10 protein-coding genes are annotated in these 13859 nt (G+C 72.7%); 3 read left to right on the forward strand and 7 right to left on the reverse strand.

Translation table 11 applies throughout. The annotated features are described in order from the left end of the window. The first annotated feature begins 76 nt into the window (after positions 1-76). Together C8E87_RS00480 and C8E87_RS00485 are read left to right on the forward strand one after the other, a co-directional pair. Positions 77-1300, forward strand: a complete 1224-nt coding sequence (locus tag C8E87_RS00480) for an epoxide hydrolase family protein (protein ID WP_133871226.1) — start codon at positions 77-79, stop codon at positions 1298-1300. Beyond that, positions 1297-2616: an epoxide hydrolase family protein gene (locus C8E87_RS00485; RefSeq protein WP_133871227.1), complete on the forward strand. Its 1320-nt coding sequence runs from the start codon at positions 1297-1299 to the stop codon at positions 2614-2616. Before C8E87_RS00480 ends, C8E87_RS00485 begins: the two co-directional genes overlap by 4 nt. 162 nt (positions 2617-2778) lie before the next feature. Here C8E87_RS00485 and C8E87_RS00490 read toward each other — a convergent pair whose 3' ends face one another. From C8E87_RS00490 to C8E87_RS00505, 4 genes are read right to left on the reverse strand one after another with little or no spacing between them, the layout of a single operon-like run. Beyond that, positions 2779-3222, reverse strand: coding sequence for a GNAT family N-acetyltransferase (locus tag C8E87_RS00490; protein WP_166661002.1), 444 nt, complete (start codon positions 3220-3222; stop codon positions 2779-2781). Next, a complete protein-coding gene (locus C8E87_RS45110; RefSeq protein WP_239080639.1) occupies positions 3219-4943 on the reverse strand; it encodes an ATP-binding cassette domain-containing protein in 1725 nt (574 codons plus the stop codon). The genes C8E87_RS00490 and C8E87_RS45110 overlap by 4 nt, the downstream gene beginning before the upstream one ends. Further along, positions 4940-5905, reverse strand: a complete 966-nt coding sequence (locus C8E87_RS00500; protein WP_166661003.1) for an ABC transporter substrate-binding protein — start codon at positions 5903-5905, stop codon at positions 4940-4942. Before C8E87_RS00500 ends, C8E87_RS45110 begins: the two co-directional genes overlap by 4 nt. Beyond that, positions 5902-8685 carry an ATP-binding protein gene (locus tag C8E87_RS00505; protein WP_133871230.1) on the reverse strand — a complete coding sequence of 928 codons (2784 nt, stop codon included), beginning with the start codon at positions 8683-8685 and terminating at the stop codon, positions 5902-5904. The genes C8E87_RS00500 and C8E87_RS00505 overlap by 4 nt, the downstream gene beginning before the upstream one ends. A gap of 123 nt (positions 8686-8808) precedes the next feature. Between C8E87_RS00505 and C8E87_RS00510 the strand changes: the two genes are divergently transcribed. After that, positions 8809-10176 carry a dihydrolipoyl dehydrogenase family protein gene (locus tag C8E87_RS00510; protein WP_133871231.1) on the forward strand — a complete coding sequence of 456 codons (1368 nt, stop codon included), beginning with the start codon at positions 8809-8811 and terminating at the stop codon, positions 10174-10176. Between the two features lie 2 nt (positions 10177-10178). Here the strand turns inward: C8E87_RS00510 and C8E87_RS00515 are convergent, their stop codons facing one another. The 3 genes from C8E87_RS00515 to C8E87_RS00525 all read right to left on the reverse strand — a co-directional run bounded on the left by C8E87_RS00515 (position 10179) and on the right by C8E87_RS00525 (position 13800). Continuing rightward, positions 10179-11237 carry an LCP family protein gene (locus tag C8E87_RS00515; protein ID WP_133871232.1) on the reverse strand — a complete coding sequence of 353 codons (1059 nt, stop codon included), beginning with the start codon at positions 11235-11237 and terminating at the stop codon, positions 10179-10181. Positions 11238-11239: 2 nt separating this feature from the next. Further along, positions 11240-12028, reverse strand: coding sequence for a polysaccharide deacetylase family protein (locus C8E87_RS00520; RefSeq protein WP_166661004.1), 789 nt, complete (start codon positions 12026-12028; stop codon positions 11240-11242). A gap of 152 nt (positions 12029-12180) precedes the next feature. After that, positions 12181-13800, reverse strand: a complete 1620-nt coding sequence (locus C8E87_RS00525; RefSeq protein ID WP_239080640.1) for a methyl-accepting chemotaxis protein — start codon at positions 13798-13800, stop codon at positions 12181-12183. Positions 13801-13859 lie beyond the last annotated feature (59 nt).

Here is a 13859-nt window from a genome sequence, read left to right on the forward strand (position 1 = left end):
TTTCACGGGTCCGAGGCGGGGGCCGGCGCTGCGAGGCTGAGGCACGCCGCATCCCGGACGAGAGGCTGTGCCTGCCATGACCACGACCGAGCAACAGACCAGACGGACCATCGAACCGTTCACTGTGCACTTCCGGAGGGAAGCCCTCGACGACCTGCGCCGCCGGCTCGCGGTGACCCGGTGGCCGAGCCCGGAACTTGTCGGCGACCGCTCGCAGGGCGTGCAGCTGGCCACCATGCGAGCGCTGCACCGCTACTGGGCCGAGGACTACGACCTGGGCCGAGTGCCCGCCCGGCTGAACGCGTTGCCGCAGTTCCGGACCGAGATCTACGGCGTGGACATCCACTTCGTGCACGTGCGCTCCCGGCACCGCGACGCGCTCCCACTGATCATGACGCACGGGTGGCCGGGCTCGATCGTGGAGATGCTCGGCTCGATCGGCCCGTTGACCGACCCCACCTCGTACGGGGGAAACGCCTCCGACGCCTTCGACCTGGTTCTGCCGTCGCTGCCGGGGTACGGGTTCTCGGCGGAACCGGCCGAGGTCGGGTGGGATCTCGTGCGCACCGCGAAGGCCTGGGCGGAGCTGATGCGGCGGCTCGGCTACACCCGGTACGTGGCGCAGGGCGGTGACGTCGGCGCGGGTGTCACCGACGCGATCGGCCGGCTCGGGCCTCCCGGACTGGCCGGCATCCACACCAACCTGCTGGTGCCGGCGCTGAACGATCCCGCGTCGCTGCCCAGCGGCTCCGAGGAGGAACAGGCGGCGCTGGCGGCCATCAAGGTCTTCCAGACCAGCGGGAACGGCTACTTCGTGGAGATGGCGACCAGGCCCGAGACGATCGGGTACGCGCTGCTCGACTCCCCCGCCGCCCTCGCCGCGTGGATGATCGACCACGACACCGACTCGTACTACAAGATCGCCGGGGCTTTCGTCGACGGCAGGCCCACGGGCAACCTCACCCGGGACCACATTCTCGACAACGTCACGGCGTACTGGCTGACCGGCACGGGCGCGTCCACGGCACGGTCCTATTGGGAGGCGTACGGGGCTGACGCGCCCGCCGCCGGTCGGCCACCGCTGCCCGATCCCCGGGTTCCGGTGGGGTTCAGCACGTTCCCGGGCGAGATCTGGCGGACGCCGCGCAGCTGGGCCGAGAAGGCGTACCCGACGCTGAACTACTACGGGGTGGCCGAGCGGGGCGGGCACTTCGCCGCCTGGGAGGAGCCGGTGCTCTTCGCCGAGCAGGTGCGGGCGGCGTTCCGGCCGCTGCGCGCGGGAAACGGGGGCGCACGATGACCTCGGCCACTCGACGGCAGTTGCTGCAGGGCTCGCTGGCCGCGGGTCTCACCGTCGCCACGTCCGCCGCGCTGGGCTCGACGCCGGCGATCGCGGGACCGTCCGCCGGGATCCGTCCGTTCCGGGTCAGCGTGGGACGGGAGCGGGTGGCCGAGATGCGCCGCCGGGTCGCCGCGACCCGCTGGCCGTCCCGCGAGCTGGTCGCCGACCGTTCGCAGGGCGTGCAGCTGGCGACCGCGCGTGCCCTTGCCGAGTACTGGACGACCCGGTACGACTGGCGCAGGTTCGAGGCCGAGCTCAACGCGTTGCCGCAGTTCCGCACCGAGATCTACGGCGTGGACATCCACTTCGTGCACGTGCGCTCCCGGCACCGCGACGCGCTCCCACTGATCATGACGCACGGGTGGCCGGGCTCGATCGTGGAGATGCTCGGCTCGATCGGCCCGTTGACCGACCCCACCTCGTACGGGGGAAACGCCTCCGACGCCTTCGACCTGGTTCTGCCGTCGGTCCCCGGGTACGGCTTCTCCGGCAAGCCGGCGGAACTCGGCTGGGACACCAACCGGACCGCGCAGGCGTGGGCCGAGCTGATGCGCCGTCTCGGTTACACCCGGTACGTCGCCCAGGGTGGCGACATCGGCGCGGCGGTCACGGACGGGATGGGCCGCCTGGCACCGGCCGGTCTGCTCGGCATCCACCTCAACCTGCTGGTCCCGGCGCTGGGCGGCACCGCGAACCTGCCGAAGAACACCGCCGGCGAAAAGGCCGCGGCGGCCGCGTTGCAGATCTTCGCAACCACCGGCAACGGCTACCTGGTCGAGCAGGGGACGCGGCCGCAGACGATCGGGTACGCGCTGCTGGACTCCCCCGTTGCCCTGGCTGCCTGGATGCTCGACCACGACACCGACAGCTACTCGAAGATCTCACGCGCCTTCCTCGGCGGCCCGGCTTCGGGCAACCTCACCCGCGAGCACGTTCTGGACAACATCTCGCTCTACTGGCTGACCGGCACCGGGGAGTCGGCCGCCCGCACGTACTGGGAAAGGAAACAGAGTGCGGGGCAGAGCATGCCGCCGGTGACCGTGCCGGTCGGGCTGAGCGCGTTCCCCGGCGAGATCTTCCAGGCGCCCCGGAGCTGGGCGGAGATCAGCTATCCCACGCTGCGGTATTACAACAAGCCCTCGCGGGGCGGGCACTTCGCCGCTTGGGAGGAGCCCGGGGTGTTCGCTTCCGAGGTCCGGGCCGCTTTCCGCTCGCTCCGGCAGGGCCGGACCGGGTCGTCACAGGCCGAAGGCGCGCCGCCCTCATGCTGTTGATGAGGACGCGCGGACACTGGTGACACCGCCGGCGGGCCGGCTGGGGTGCTCGGCGGGGTCGTGGGCGCTGCCGGTCAGCCGGCTCTGCCCGCCGGCCGGTAGTGGCTGAGCTGCTCCGCGCGGTGGCCGTCGAGGCTGTCGCCGACGCCATCCGGGCCGCGGTCACGTCAGTGTGAGCGCGTAATGCTTGTACTGCCCCTGGTCGTGGGTGTGCTCGAAGCCGTGCCGGACGTACAGCGTTTCGGCCGGGTTGCCGCGGAGGACCGCCAGCGCCAGAGCCTTGTGCCCGAAGGTCCGGGCGTCGTTCACGTACGCCTGGAGGAGTGCACCCCCGCGCCCGCGACGCCGAAACGCGGCGAAGACGTGGATCGTGGTCAGCACCGCCCGGCCGTCGGTGACGGCCCACGCCGCGTAGCCGGCCGGCTCGCCGTCGGCCTCGAGGATCAGCGTGCGCTCCAGGCCCGCGATCCAGCCGGCCAGGTTCCGGTCGGCCGCGGCAACCCATCCGGCCTCATGCTCCGGTTCGACCTGTTTCATGTAAGCGGCTTCGCCCCGCCACATCAAGGGAAGGTCCTCGACACGAGCCCGACGCAGCACATCGCTCACGCCCTCCATCTTGTCAGGGGGCCGAGGCGCCGGTGGACCGGGCTGCTGGTGGCGGGGGAAGCATCCGGGGCGAGGTCGACGGCCGGGCCGGTGGTGGGGACGGGGTCGGGGGCGAGGTCGGCTCGGAGGTGGTCGTGCAGCGTGCGGTAGTCGGGGCGCGCCATCAGGGCCTGTTGGTCGCGGGGGCGGCCGTAGGGAACCCGCACGTCGCTGCGGATGGCGCCGTCGGCGAGCGTGATCACACGGTCGGCCAGCAGCAGCGCCTCGGTCAGGTCGTGGGTGACGAACAGGACGGTTCTGCGGTCGGTCCCCTGGTCCCAGAGCTTGAGCAGCATGTCCCGGAGCGTGGAGCGGGTGATGGCGTCCAGGGCCGCGAACGGCTCGTCCATCAGCAGCAGCGACGGGTCGCAGGCCAGGGTTCGGGCCAGCGCCACCCGTTGCCGCATGCCCTGGGACAGCTGGGACGGATAGAGGTCGGCGGCCGTGGACAAACCCACCACGTCGAGCATTTGCCGCGCGTGCTCCCGAGAGGTGCTCCCCCGCAGTTCCAGGCCCAGTTCCACGTTGCGGCGGGCGGTTCGCCAGGGCAGCAGGGCGTCACGCGCGAACATGTAGCCGACGTCCGGACGTCCGGCGTCCGGGGGACGGCCGAAGACGGTGACGTCCCCCGCGTCGGCCGGGGTGAGGCCGGCGACGACGTTGAGCAACGTCGACTTGCCCACGCCGCTGGCCCCTACGACGGCGACGAACTGCCCGGCCGGCACGGTCAGTGTCAGCTCGCTGAGCACGCTCGGTGAAGCCCCGAATCGCACCGACACCGACCGTATTTCGAGGACATTCGCCTCCGTGCGGGATCGGACGGCGGCCCCGGCATCCGCCGCGCTGCCCTCCCCCGTACGCGATCCCGCAGTAACCGCCGCGCCCCGAGCGTCGCCGTCTCCCGTACGGGATCGGGACCGCCCAGGGGAAGGGTCGGCGCGTTGCCAGCGGAGCAGGACACCCTCGACCGCGCCCACGAGTGCGGTGAGCAGCGAGGTGAAGACGGCGATAACAAGCAACAACGCGTAGACGGGGGCCATGGTCAGCGTGGCCGAATACGTCGTGATCAGCTGACCCACCCCGGCGCGGGAGGCGATGATCTCGGAGCCGACCACGCCCAGCAGCGCGAAGACCACGCCCAGCCGCACGGCGGTGAAGATGGCGGGCACGGCGACGGGCACGTACAGCTTGCCGAACAGCTGCAACCTCGAGGCGCCGAGGACGGCGAACAGCCTGCGATGGTCGTCGTCGGCGCTGAGCACCCCGATGCGGGCGTTCATCAGGAACACGAAGACGGCGACGCTGAACCCGAGGGCGGCCTTCGACCCCTGCCCGATGCCGAACGCGACGAAGAACACCGGCGCGAGGGCGATGCGCGGCATGCTGTTGACCGCGTTGAGGTAGGGCGCGAGCACGGCCCACGTACGCGGGAGCATGCCGAGCAGCACGCCCAGCGGCACACCGACGACGGCCGAGAGCACAAGCGCCCCGAGGGCCGCGCTGAGCGTCGACCACAGGTTGGGCCAGAGCTCGCCGGAACTGTGCAGCCGCAGCCCGGCCTCGGCGACGGCGCGCGGGCTGGGCAGCAGGACGCCGCTCGCCAGTTCGAGCTGGTACGCCACCTGCCACAACCCGACCACGACAAGCGGTACGGCGGCGCGCCAGAGCCAGCGGGCGGTCACGCTGTCGCACACCCGTCGACGACGTGTTCCGAGAAGTCCGGCGCCGTGGCCCCCGCGGCGAACTTCGCCTGATGGTCCCAGTTCTCCTCGGTGAGCGGCGGAACCGTCACGACCGGGTAGCGGTGTTTCTGCCACACCGTTCTCGCCTGGTCGAGGTCGGGGGCGAGGCCGAGGTGGACGAACGCCCGCGGCCCGGCGTCGGGATTCCGCGCCAGCTCCTGGAATCCCTGGTTGAGCGCGTGGCACAGCTTCAGCACCGTCTCGTGGTTCTTGTCGGCCCAGTCACAGTTCGCGACGGCCACCGACTGCCAGAACGCGCCCAGCGGCGATTCCGGGCCGGCGAGGTCGACCAGCTTGTCGAAGCCGGCCCGCAGGTTCATCTCGAGCTGCGGGTACGACATGGCCGCGTCCACCTGTCCGGAGGTGAAGGCCGTGACGGCGGCCGGTCCGGCGCCGATCGCCACCCAGGTGACGTCGGTGTCCGGGTTCAGCCCGGCGTCGGTCAGCAACGAGCGCAGCACGAGTTCCTGGGCGGCCCCGCGTGCCGGGACCCCGACCGTCTTTCCGCGCAGCTGGGTGAGGACGCCCGGGTAGGGCCGGGTGGTGTCGAGGCGCAGGCCGGGCCGGGCGACCACACCGTATGCCGCGCCTTGGGTGGGACGCAGCACCCGGGCGCACGCACCATTGCGGAGGGCGCCGTAGAGCTGCGCCGGGCCGAGGGTGGCCACGTCGAAGTCGCCGCTCACCAGCCCCTGCAGGATCACGGTTCCGGAGGTGGCCCACGTCGGCGACCAGGTCAGGCCCGCCTCGGCGGTGAAGCCTCCCAGGTCGGCCGCGACGAACGCGGCGGCGCTCTGGTCCCGGATTCCGCCGTACGCAACTGTTGCCGAGGCGGGGCTGCCACAGGCGCCGATCGCCACCAGGAGGGTCAGCACCAGCAGCCGGACCCCGCGGGCTCTCACAGGTCCGGTCCGGCCGGGACGCGGGCCGGCAGGGCGCCCTTGAGACCGCGTCGCGAGCTGATCCCGAGTTTGGTGAACACCTTGCGCAGATGCCATTCGACCGTACGGGTGCTGATGTAGAGCTCACCCGCGATCTCGGGGTTGGTGTGCCCGTCGCGGGCCAGCCGCGCGATGTGCAGCTCCTGAGCGGTCAGCTCCGCCCTTTGCCCGGTCTGCTTGCGCCGTACGTGTTCCCCGGTGGCCAGCAGTTCCCGGCGGGCCCGCTCGGCGAACCCGTCGGCCGACATCGCGGCGAACATGTCGTGGGCCGTCCGCAGGTGTTCCCGGGCGTCGCCACGCCTGTTCTCGCGCCGCAGCCACTCGCCGAACACCAGGTGCGCGCGGGCCTGTTCGCCCCGCACCCCCGTCCGGCCCAGCTGCTCGACCGCCTCGGTGAACAGGCCCTCGGCCGCCTCGCCCTCGCGGAGCATGGCCTCCGTGCGTGCGGCGATGCCCCGGCCCCAGCCCTGCTTGCCCGGGTTGGCGGTGGACTCGAACTCCGCCCACGCGGCGCGGGCCAGCTCGGGCTCCCCGCAGCGGATCGCCGCCTCGATGCGCTCGGGCAGCATCCAGGTGGAGACGAGCAGACCGGGTGCGCACGGGTCGGCGGGCCGAGCGGCCGCCAGGGCCTCCGCGTACCGTCCCAGGCTGTTGTTCAGGATCGCGGCGCACCACCCGGCGTAGTCGGCCCCGCGCCCTTCGCCCCGGCTGGTCGCGTCCTCGGTGGTCGCCTCGATCAGCGCGGACGCGTCGTCCGGATGCCCCCGGTACGCGGCGAGCAGCAGGGCCCCGTACGGCACGATCCGGCTTCCCGTCGCCTCGGTGACCGCGTCGTGCTCGGCGGTCAGCCGGGCCGCGGCCTCGAAGTCGCCCCGCAACGTGGCGACCACCGCCATCTCGCTCAGCGTGGTGGGCAGGACGGCGAGCGCGCCGAGCTCACGAGCCAGGGTGACCTGCCGGGTGCTCACCTGGCTCCAGGTGTCCAGGTCCCAGACGGCGGCGGCGGCCGTCGCGGCCATGACCCCGTGGTGCAGCCAGTTCTCGGCGGGAAGCCCGGTGACCAGCAGCGAGGCGAGCGCGTCGCGCAGCATCGGCTCCGCCGCCGTCCGGCCCTCGGTGACCAGGACGAGCAGCCCTTCCAGGAGGCGGCCGAACGGACGGAGCGGCACGTCCGGCTGCGGGCCGGCCCGCGCGGCCGTGCACACCTCGAGCAGCCGGCCCCCGGGCTCGGCGAGGTGGCCGGCGAACATCGCGGCGTTCCAGGCGTCCGAGTACGTGCGGCGGGACAGCGCGGTGTCCAGGCGTTCCAGGCGCCGGGCCGCCTTGACCAGCTGCAGGGGCGCGTCGCCGCCGGCGTCGGACGCCGAGGCCACCTGCCCGCGCAGCAACGCGACGCGGGCCCCGGCCAGGTCGTCCGGGGTCTCGGCCTCCGCCGCCGCGAGCAGGGCCAGCGCCGTGTCGAAGGCGCCGGCGCGCAGGTGCGACCGGACGGCCGCCAGCCGGCGTTCGAAGCGCACGGCCGGTTCGAGTGTCAGGCCGGCCGAGCGTTCCAGCAGGGCGGCGGCCGCGGCGAACCCGCCGCGCGCCTGGGCCCTGCCGGCGCTGCGCTCGAGCTCGCGCGCGACGTCCTCGTCGGGGCCCGCGGTGGCTTGGGCACGGTGCCAGGCGCGGCGATCAGGGTCGGTGGTGGCGTCGGTGGCCTGCGCCAGCGCCTCGTGGGCCGCCCGGCGTTCCGCCACCGAGGCCGAGCGGTAGACGGCCGAACGGACCAGGGAGTGCCGGAACCGGACCTGAGCGCCGATCTCGAGCAGGCCGTCGGTCACCTCGGGCCGGGCGGCGTCGAACCCGATGCCGAGCCCGGCCGCGGCACGCCAGACGGTCGTCACGTCACCGGCGCCGTCGCAGGCGGCCAGCAGCATGAGTTGCTGCGTCGGGGCGGGGAGAGCCCGGACCCGGTTGGCGTAGTGGCTCTCGAGGCCCGCCGCGGCGCCGCCGACCGCGGGCAGCCCGAAGCCGGCGGCGAGTTCCGCGGGGCTCATTCCCCGTGGCAGCTCCAGCAGCGCCAGGGGGTTGCCGCCCGTCTCGGCCACGACCCGGTCGCACACGCGCGGGTCGAGCCGGCCCGGCACCACAGTGGCCAGCAGAGCCCGCGCGTCCGCGCCGGCGATGCCGCCCAGCGTCATCACCGGCAGGCCGGCCAGCCGGCCGTCGTCCGGCCCGCCCGGCTGGGCCCGTACGGCGAACACCATGGCCACCGACTCGGCGGCCAGCCGGCGCGCCACGAACCCGAGGATCTCGCTGGACGCGGCGTCCAGCCATTGCACGTCGTCGATCAGGCAGATCAGCGGCCTGCTGCCGGCCACCTCGGCGAGCAGGCTCAGGGTGGCCAGGCCCACCAGGAAGCGGTCGGGAGCCTGGCCGGCGGCGAGTCCGAACGCGACCCGCAGCGCCGACCGCTGGGGTTCCGGGATCGCGTCGAGGTGATCGAGCATCGGCGCGCAGAGCTGGTGCAGGCCGGCGTACGCCAGTTCGGCCTCGGCCTCGACCCCGGCGATCTGACCCGTGCGGAAATGCGGGGTGGCCCGCTGAGCCGCGTGCCGCAGGAGGGCGGTCTTTCCCACCCCGGCCTCGCCGCGGATGATCAGAACGGCGCTATGACCTGTCCGCACGCTGTCGAAGAGCTGGTCCAGCGCGCGAATCTCATCGTTCCGTCCGTGCAGCAGCACGGCATGCCCGGACACTCCGTCAGCATAAAGGCCGATCGCGGGTTGGTCTGCCCTCGATCACCTGGCGGACACCGGTTCCCTTGTGACCAGTACCACCCCCGGGTTCGCCGGGCGCCGGCGCCGCGCGAGGCTCGGCCCATGACATCGACGGACACGGTGCGCGGCTACGACGTCATCGTGATCGGTGGCGGCGCGCCGGGCCTGCACTGCGCGGAAACGCTCGCCGAGGGTGGCGCCCGCGTCGCCGTGGTGGAGCGCGAACTCGTGGGCGGCACCAGCGCGTACTGGGGCTGCGTCCCGTCGAAGACGCTGCTGCGGCCGGGTGACGCGCTGGCCGCCGTCCGCAATGTCCCGGGGGCGGCGGAGGCGGTCAACGGGACGCCGCTGGACGCGCGGGCCGCGCTCGCCTGGCGGGACTTCATGGTCACCGCGTACGACGACCACGGCCCGGCCCGGTGGATCCGGGAGGCCGGTGTCGACGTCCTGCGCGGACACGGCCGGCTGGCGGGTCCCCGTACGGTGGATGTCGACGGCGCCCGATATCGCGCCGGCCACGTCGTCGTCGCGACCGGGTCCGACCCGGCCGTCCCCGAGGTCCGCGGCCTGCGCGAGCTTCCCGGCATCTGGACGAACCGGGAGGTCACCGCGCTCACCGAGCTGCCCGGCCGGCTGGTGGTGCTCGGCGCCGGCCCGGTCGGGGTGGAGTTGAGCCAGGCCCTGGCGCGGCTGGGCACGGCGGTCGTCCTGGTCGACCGCGGCGACCGGGTGCTGCCCGGCGAGCCGCGCCCGCTGTCCGAGGCCGTCGGGTCGGCGCTGCTCGGCGACGGGGTGGAGCTCCGTCTGCGCCGGGCGGCGACCAGTGCCCGGATTGACGGCGCCGAGTACGTGCTCGGGCTGGCCGACGGCACCGCCGCCCGCGGCGACCGGATCCTCGTGGCCACCGGCCGCCGTCCGCGGGTCGCGCGGATCGGGCTGGAGACGGTGGGCATCCAGGCCCGGCCGAGGGGTATCCCGGTGGACGAGCGCATGTCCTGCGGCGACGGCCTGTGGGCCATCGGCGACGTCACCGGGCTCTGGCCGTTCACCCATGCCGGGCAGTACCAGGCGCGCGTCGCCGCGGCGAACATCCTGGGGCGCCACCGGACCGCCGACTACGCGGCCATGCCCCGGGTGGTGTTCAGCGACCCGCAGGCGGCGGCCGTGGGCGAGACGACCGGCGAGTTCACCGCCACCGTTCCGCTGTCCGGGGTGGCCCGCACGGCCACGTACACCCGGGCGTACGAGGCTCACCCCGGCTTCGTCACCCTGGTGTCGGACGGCCGGCGGCTGATCGGCGCGTACGCGGTCGGGCCCGACGCCGTCGAGTGGCTGCAGCAGGCGACCCTGGCGATCCGCGCCCGCGTCCCGCTGCCGGTGCTCCTGGACGTCGTCCAGCCCTTCCCCACGTTCTCGGAGGCGCTGTTCCAGGCCCTGCGCGACCTGGAAGCCCAGCTCACCTCCGCGTGAGTTCACCGCCCGTGCCGTACGTCGTTGGGCGGGTGTTCCCGCACGTACGCGTCGAGCCGGCCCTCGCGCAGCGCGGCGAACAGCTCCCGGCAGCGCGCCGCGTCCGGGACCATCACCGCGCCGACCCCGGGCACGTCCCGGTTCTCGGCGATCGGCAGCGTCAGGAACGTCAGGTCCTTCGACCGCAGGTGCCGCAGCGTGAACGCCAGGCGCTGCACCGGCATGCGCCGGTCGACGGTGAGCATGCCCGCGGCCGTACGGACCAGCCGGTCCAGCTTCCGCGGGTCGGTGAGCAGGTTCTCCTCGGCCATCTTGTCGGCCAGCGCCCGCAGGTACTGCTGGTGACGCCGGGACCGGTCGAGGTCGTCGTGGGGCAGGCCGCGCCGCTGACGCACGTAGTACTCGGCGAGCTTGCCGTCGAGGTGCACCCGGCCGGCGGGAAAGGCGACGCAGCGGCGGGACCGGCCCTGCGGGTCGGTGCAGGGCGCGGACGGGTACGGGCTGTCGTCGGGCAGGAACCTGTACCTGTCGACACTCTTCTTGTCGATGGTGACGTCGACGCCGCCGACCAGGTCGGTGAGCTCACGGATGCCGGCGAAGTCCACAATCACCGGCCAGTCGATCGTGATGCCGCCGAAGCGGTTGACCGTCTGCACCAGACGCGGCGCCCCGCCCCAGGCGAAGGCCGCGTTGACCTTGTTGCGGGACCCGCGCCCGCCGTCGGCGGTGGCGATCGGAAGGTACGTGTCCCGCGGGATCGAGATCACGTAGGCCTGCTTCGTCGACTTCGGGATGTGCACCAGGATCACGACGTCGCTGCGCCCGTCCCCCGGTTCGCCGCTCGTCCGGCTGTCCGAGCCGATGAGCAGCAGGTTCATCGGTCCCCGGACCTTGGGCGGCTCGGTCGGGGAGTTCTTCGGGGCGGGCGGCAGCAGGTCGGCCCGGTCGACCGCGTCCTCGTAGCGGTTCGACAACGCCCGCATCCCGGCCACCGCGCCCACCGACCCCGTGACGAGCACGGCGAGCACCACGCCGAGCACCATCCACCAACGACGGCGCATGCTCACACCCCCACGAACCGGTAACCGGAATCGATCAGCACGGGAAGGACACCGCGCAGAGCCCGTACGGTCGGGGAACGGTCACCGCCGCCGTCGTGGGTGAGCACGATCGACCGGTTGCCGACCTGGTTCAGGATCCTCGAGCGGATCCGGGCCACGCCCGGGTTGTCCCAGTCGCGCGGGTCCACATCCCACGCGATCGAGGTCTGCCCGAGCGCCGCGCACGTCTCGAAGACCGTTTTCGACCAGTTGCCGTACGGGGCGCGGAAGAGCTCGGGGATACGCCCGGCCGTCGTGGCGACGGTGTCCACGGCCCGGCCCACCTCGCTGCGGACCCGCGCGGCGGACAGCTTGCCGAGGTTCGCGTGCGACCAGGTGTGGGTGCCGATCGTGTGCCCGTCGCCGACGATCGACCGCACCAGGTCGGGGTGGGCCGCCGCCTGCTGCCCGATCACGAAGAAGGTGGCCTTGACGTGGTGTTTGCGCAGCAGTTTGAGGACCTGCGGGGTGTACGCCGGATGCGGGCCGTCGTCGAAGGTCAGCGCCACGACCTTGTCGCCGTTGCTCACCGACGCGGGCGGCACCACGTACCGGGGCGCCTTCTGCACCGGAATGCGGGGAAGCCCGGTCGGCGAGGGTGGCGGCGGCGGTGCCGAAGGGGTCGCGGCGTCGGGTGGAACGGGCGATTCCGGCTGTGGCCGTGGCTGTGGCTTGGCACAGGCGCTGAGCAGAGACAGACCACCGAGGGCGAGGAGCACCCGCCGGCTGCCGGTCCACGGTTGTTGCGTCATCGACATCACCTCCGGCTCCGCGGGTTGTTCGCGGAGAACCGAAAGTGTTGCGAGGAGATGTCAGGAACTCATGAGGCGCCCGGACGCCGCGGCTTTCTCACATTCGCGCCCGAGAGGTAACCGGAAAGCCGGTTCGGAACGTCAGCCGCCCGTCAGACCCGGAAGCGGGACACCACCGACTCCAGTTCGGACGACATGCGGGCCAGCTCCTGGGCGGAACGCTGGGTGTCGGCCACCGTGGCGGTCGTCGTCCGGGCGGCCTCGGCGACCCCGGCGATGTTGCCCGCGATGCCGGCCGAGCCGCTCGAGGCCTCGCTGATGGATCGGCTCATCTCGTTGGTGGTGGCGGTCTGCTCCTCCACCGCCGAGGCGATGGTCGTCTGGTAGTCGTTGATCTGGGCGATGATCGACGAGATCCGCCCGATCGCGGCCACCGCGCCGTCGGTGTCGGCCTGGATCGCCTCGACCCGCCGCGAAATGTCCCCGGTGGCCTTGGCCGTTTCCTGCGCCAGCTCCTTGACCTCGTTGGCCACCACGGCGAAGCCCTTGCCGGCCTCGCCCGCCCGCGCCGACTCGATGGTGGCGTTCAGGGCGAGCAGGTTGGTCTGCTCGGCGATCGAGGTGATCGTCTTGATGACGTTGCCGATCTCCGCCGACGACTCGCCCAGCTTGGCGACGGTGGCGTTGGTGGCCGCGGCCTCCGTGACCGCCTGCGACGCGACCCCGGCGGCGTCGTTGGCCGACTGCGAGATCTCCCGGATCGCCGATCCCATCTCCTCGGTGCCGGCGGCCACCGTCTGCACGCTACGCGACACGTCCTCGGAAGCGGTGGCGAGCATGCCGGTCTGGGTGGACGTCTCGTGGGCATTGGCGGCGATCGCCTCGGCCGACGCCGACAACTGGGTGGAGGACTGGGCCAGCAGGCGGGAAGAGTCCGCGAGCGTGCTGACCGTCTGCCGGATGGAGGTGGTGGCCCGGTTGACCGCTCCCGCCATCATGCCGACCTCGTCGCCGCCGTCGGCCGCCGCCTGCCTGGTCAAGTCGCCGTCGGCTACCGCGTCCAGGACCTCCCGGACGCCGCCCAGCCGGCGGGAGATGTTGCGTCCGATCATGACGGCCAGCGCGACGGACAGGGCCACGCCCGCCAGCACCACGATCAGGATCGTCCGGCGGGCGCCGGCCGCCTCCTCATGAGCCTGGGTGCTGTCCTCGAGCGCCTGGCTGCGTTCGAGGGTCATCAGCTCGCCGATGGCGGTATTCATGGTCTTCTCGGCGCTGCCCCACATCGCGTACTGCTCGGCCTGCGCGGTGGGCAGGTCGATCCCGGGCGGCGCCGCGTCCTGGAACAGCAGGAAGTTGACCAGCGCCTTGTAGTTCGCCCAGGCGCCGCCGAAGGCCGCGGTCTGGGTCTTCCACACCTCCGAGTCGTCCGGCGCGGCCACGTACCGGTCGCCGGCCGCGTCGACGGCGGCCTGCCCGGCCTTGGTCTCGTTCTCGAACTGGGTCTTGTCCGCGGCGGTCCGGGCGCCTTGGAAGAGGAACAGTCCGCGGTACATGTCGGCCATGCCGTCCTGGACCCCGACCAGCGCGTCCAGCCGTGTGATGTTGTCGCTCTTGAGGCCCTGGATGCGGTCGTCCAGCGAGCCGAGCCGTACCCAGGCCACGCCGGCCGTGCCCAGCGCGACCACGGCCACCACCGCCACCGCCGCGATGACCTTGGCGCCGACGCCCATGTTGTTGAGGCGGCCACCCGGCCCGGACGTGCTCGACATGTCGATATCTCCTGAACCTCGCGGCACGTACCGGCAGTGCCCTCTTCCTGCCGATCGGC

It is taken from the genome of Paractinoplanes brasiliensis (assembly GCF_004362215.1).
GTDB classification, from domain to species: Bacteria; Actinomycetota; Actinomycetes; order Mycobacteriales; family Micromonosporaceae; genus Actinoplanes; species Actinoplanes brasiliensis.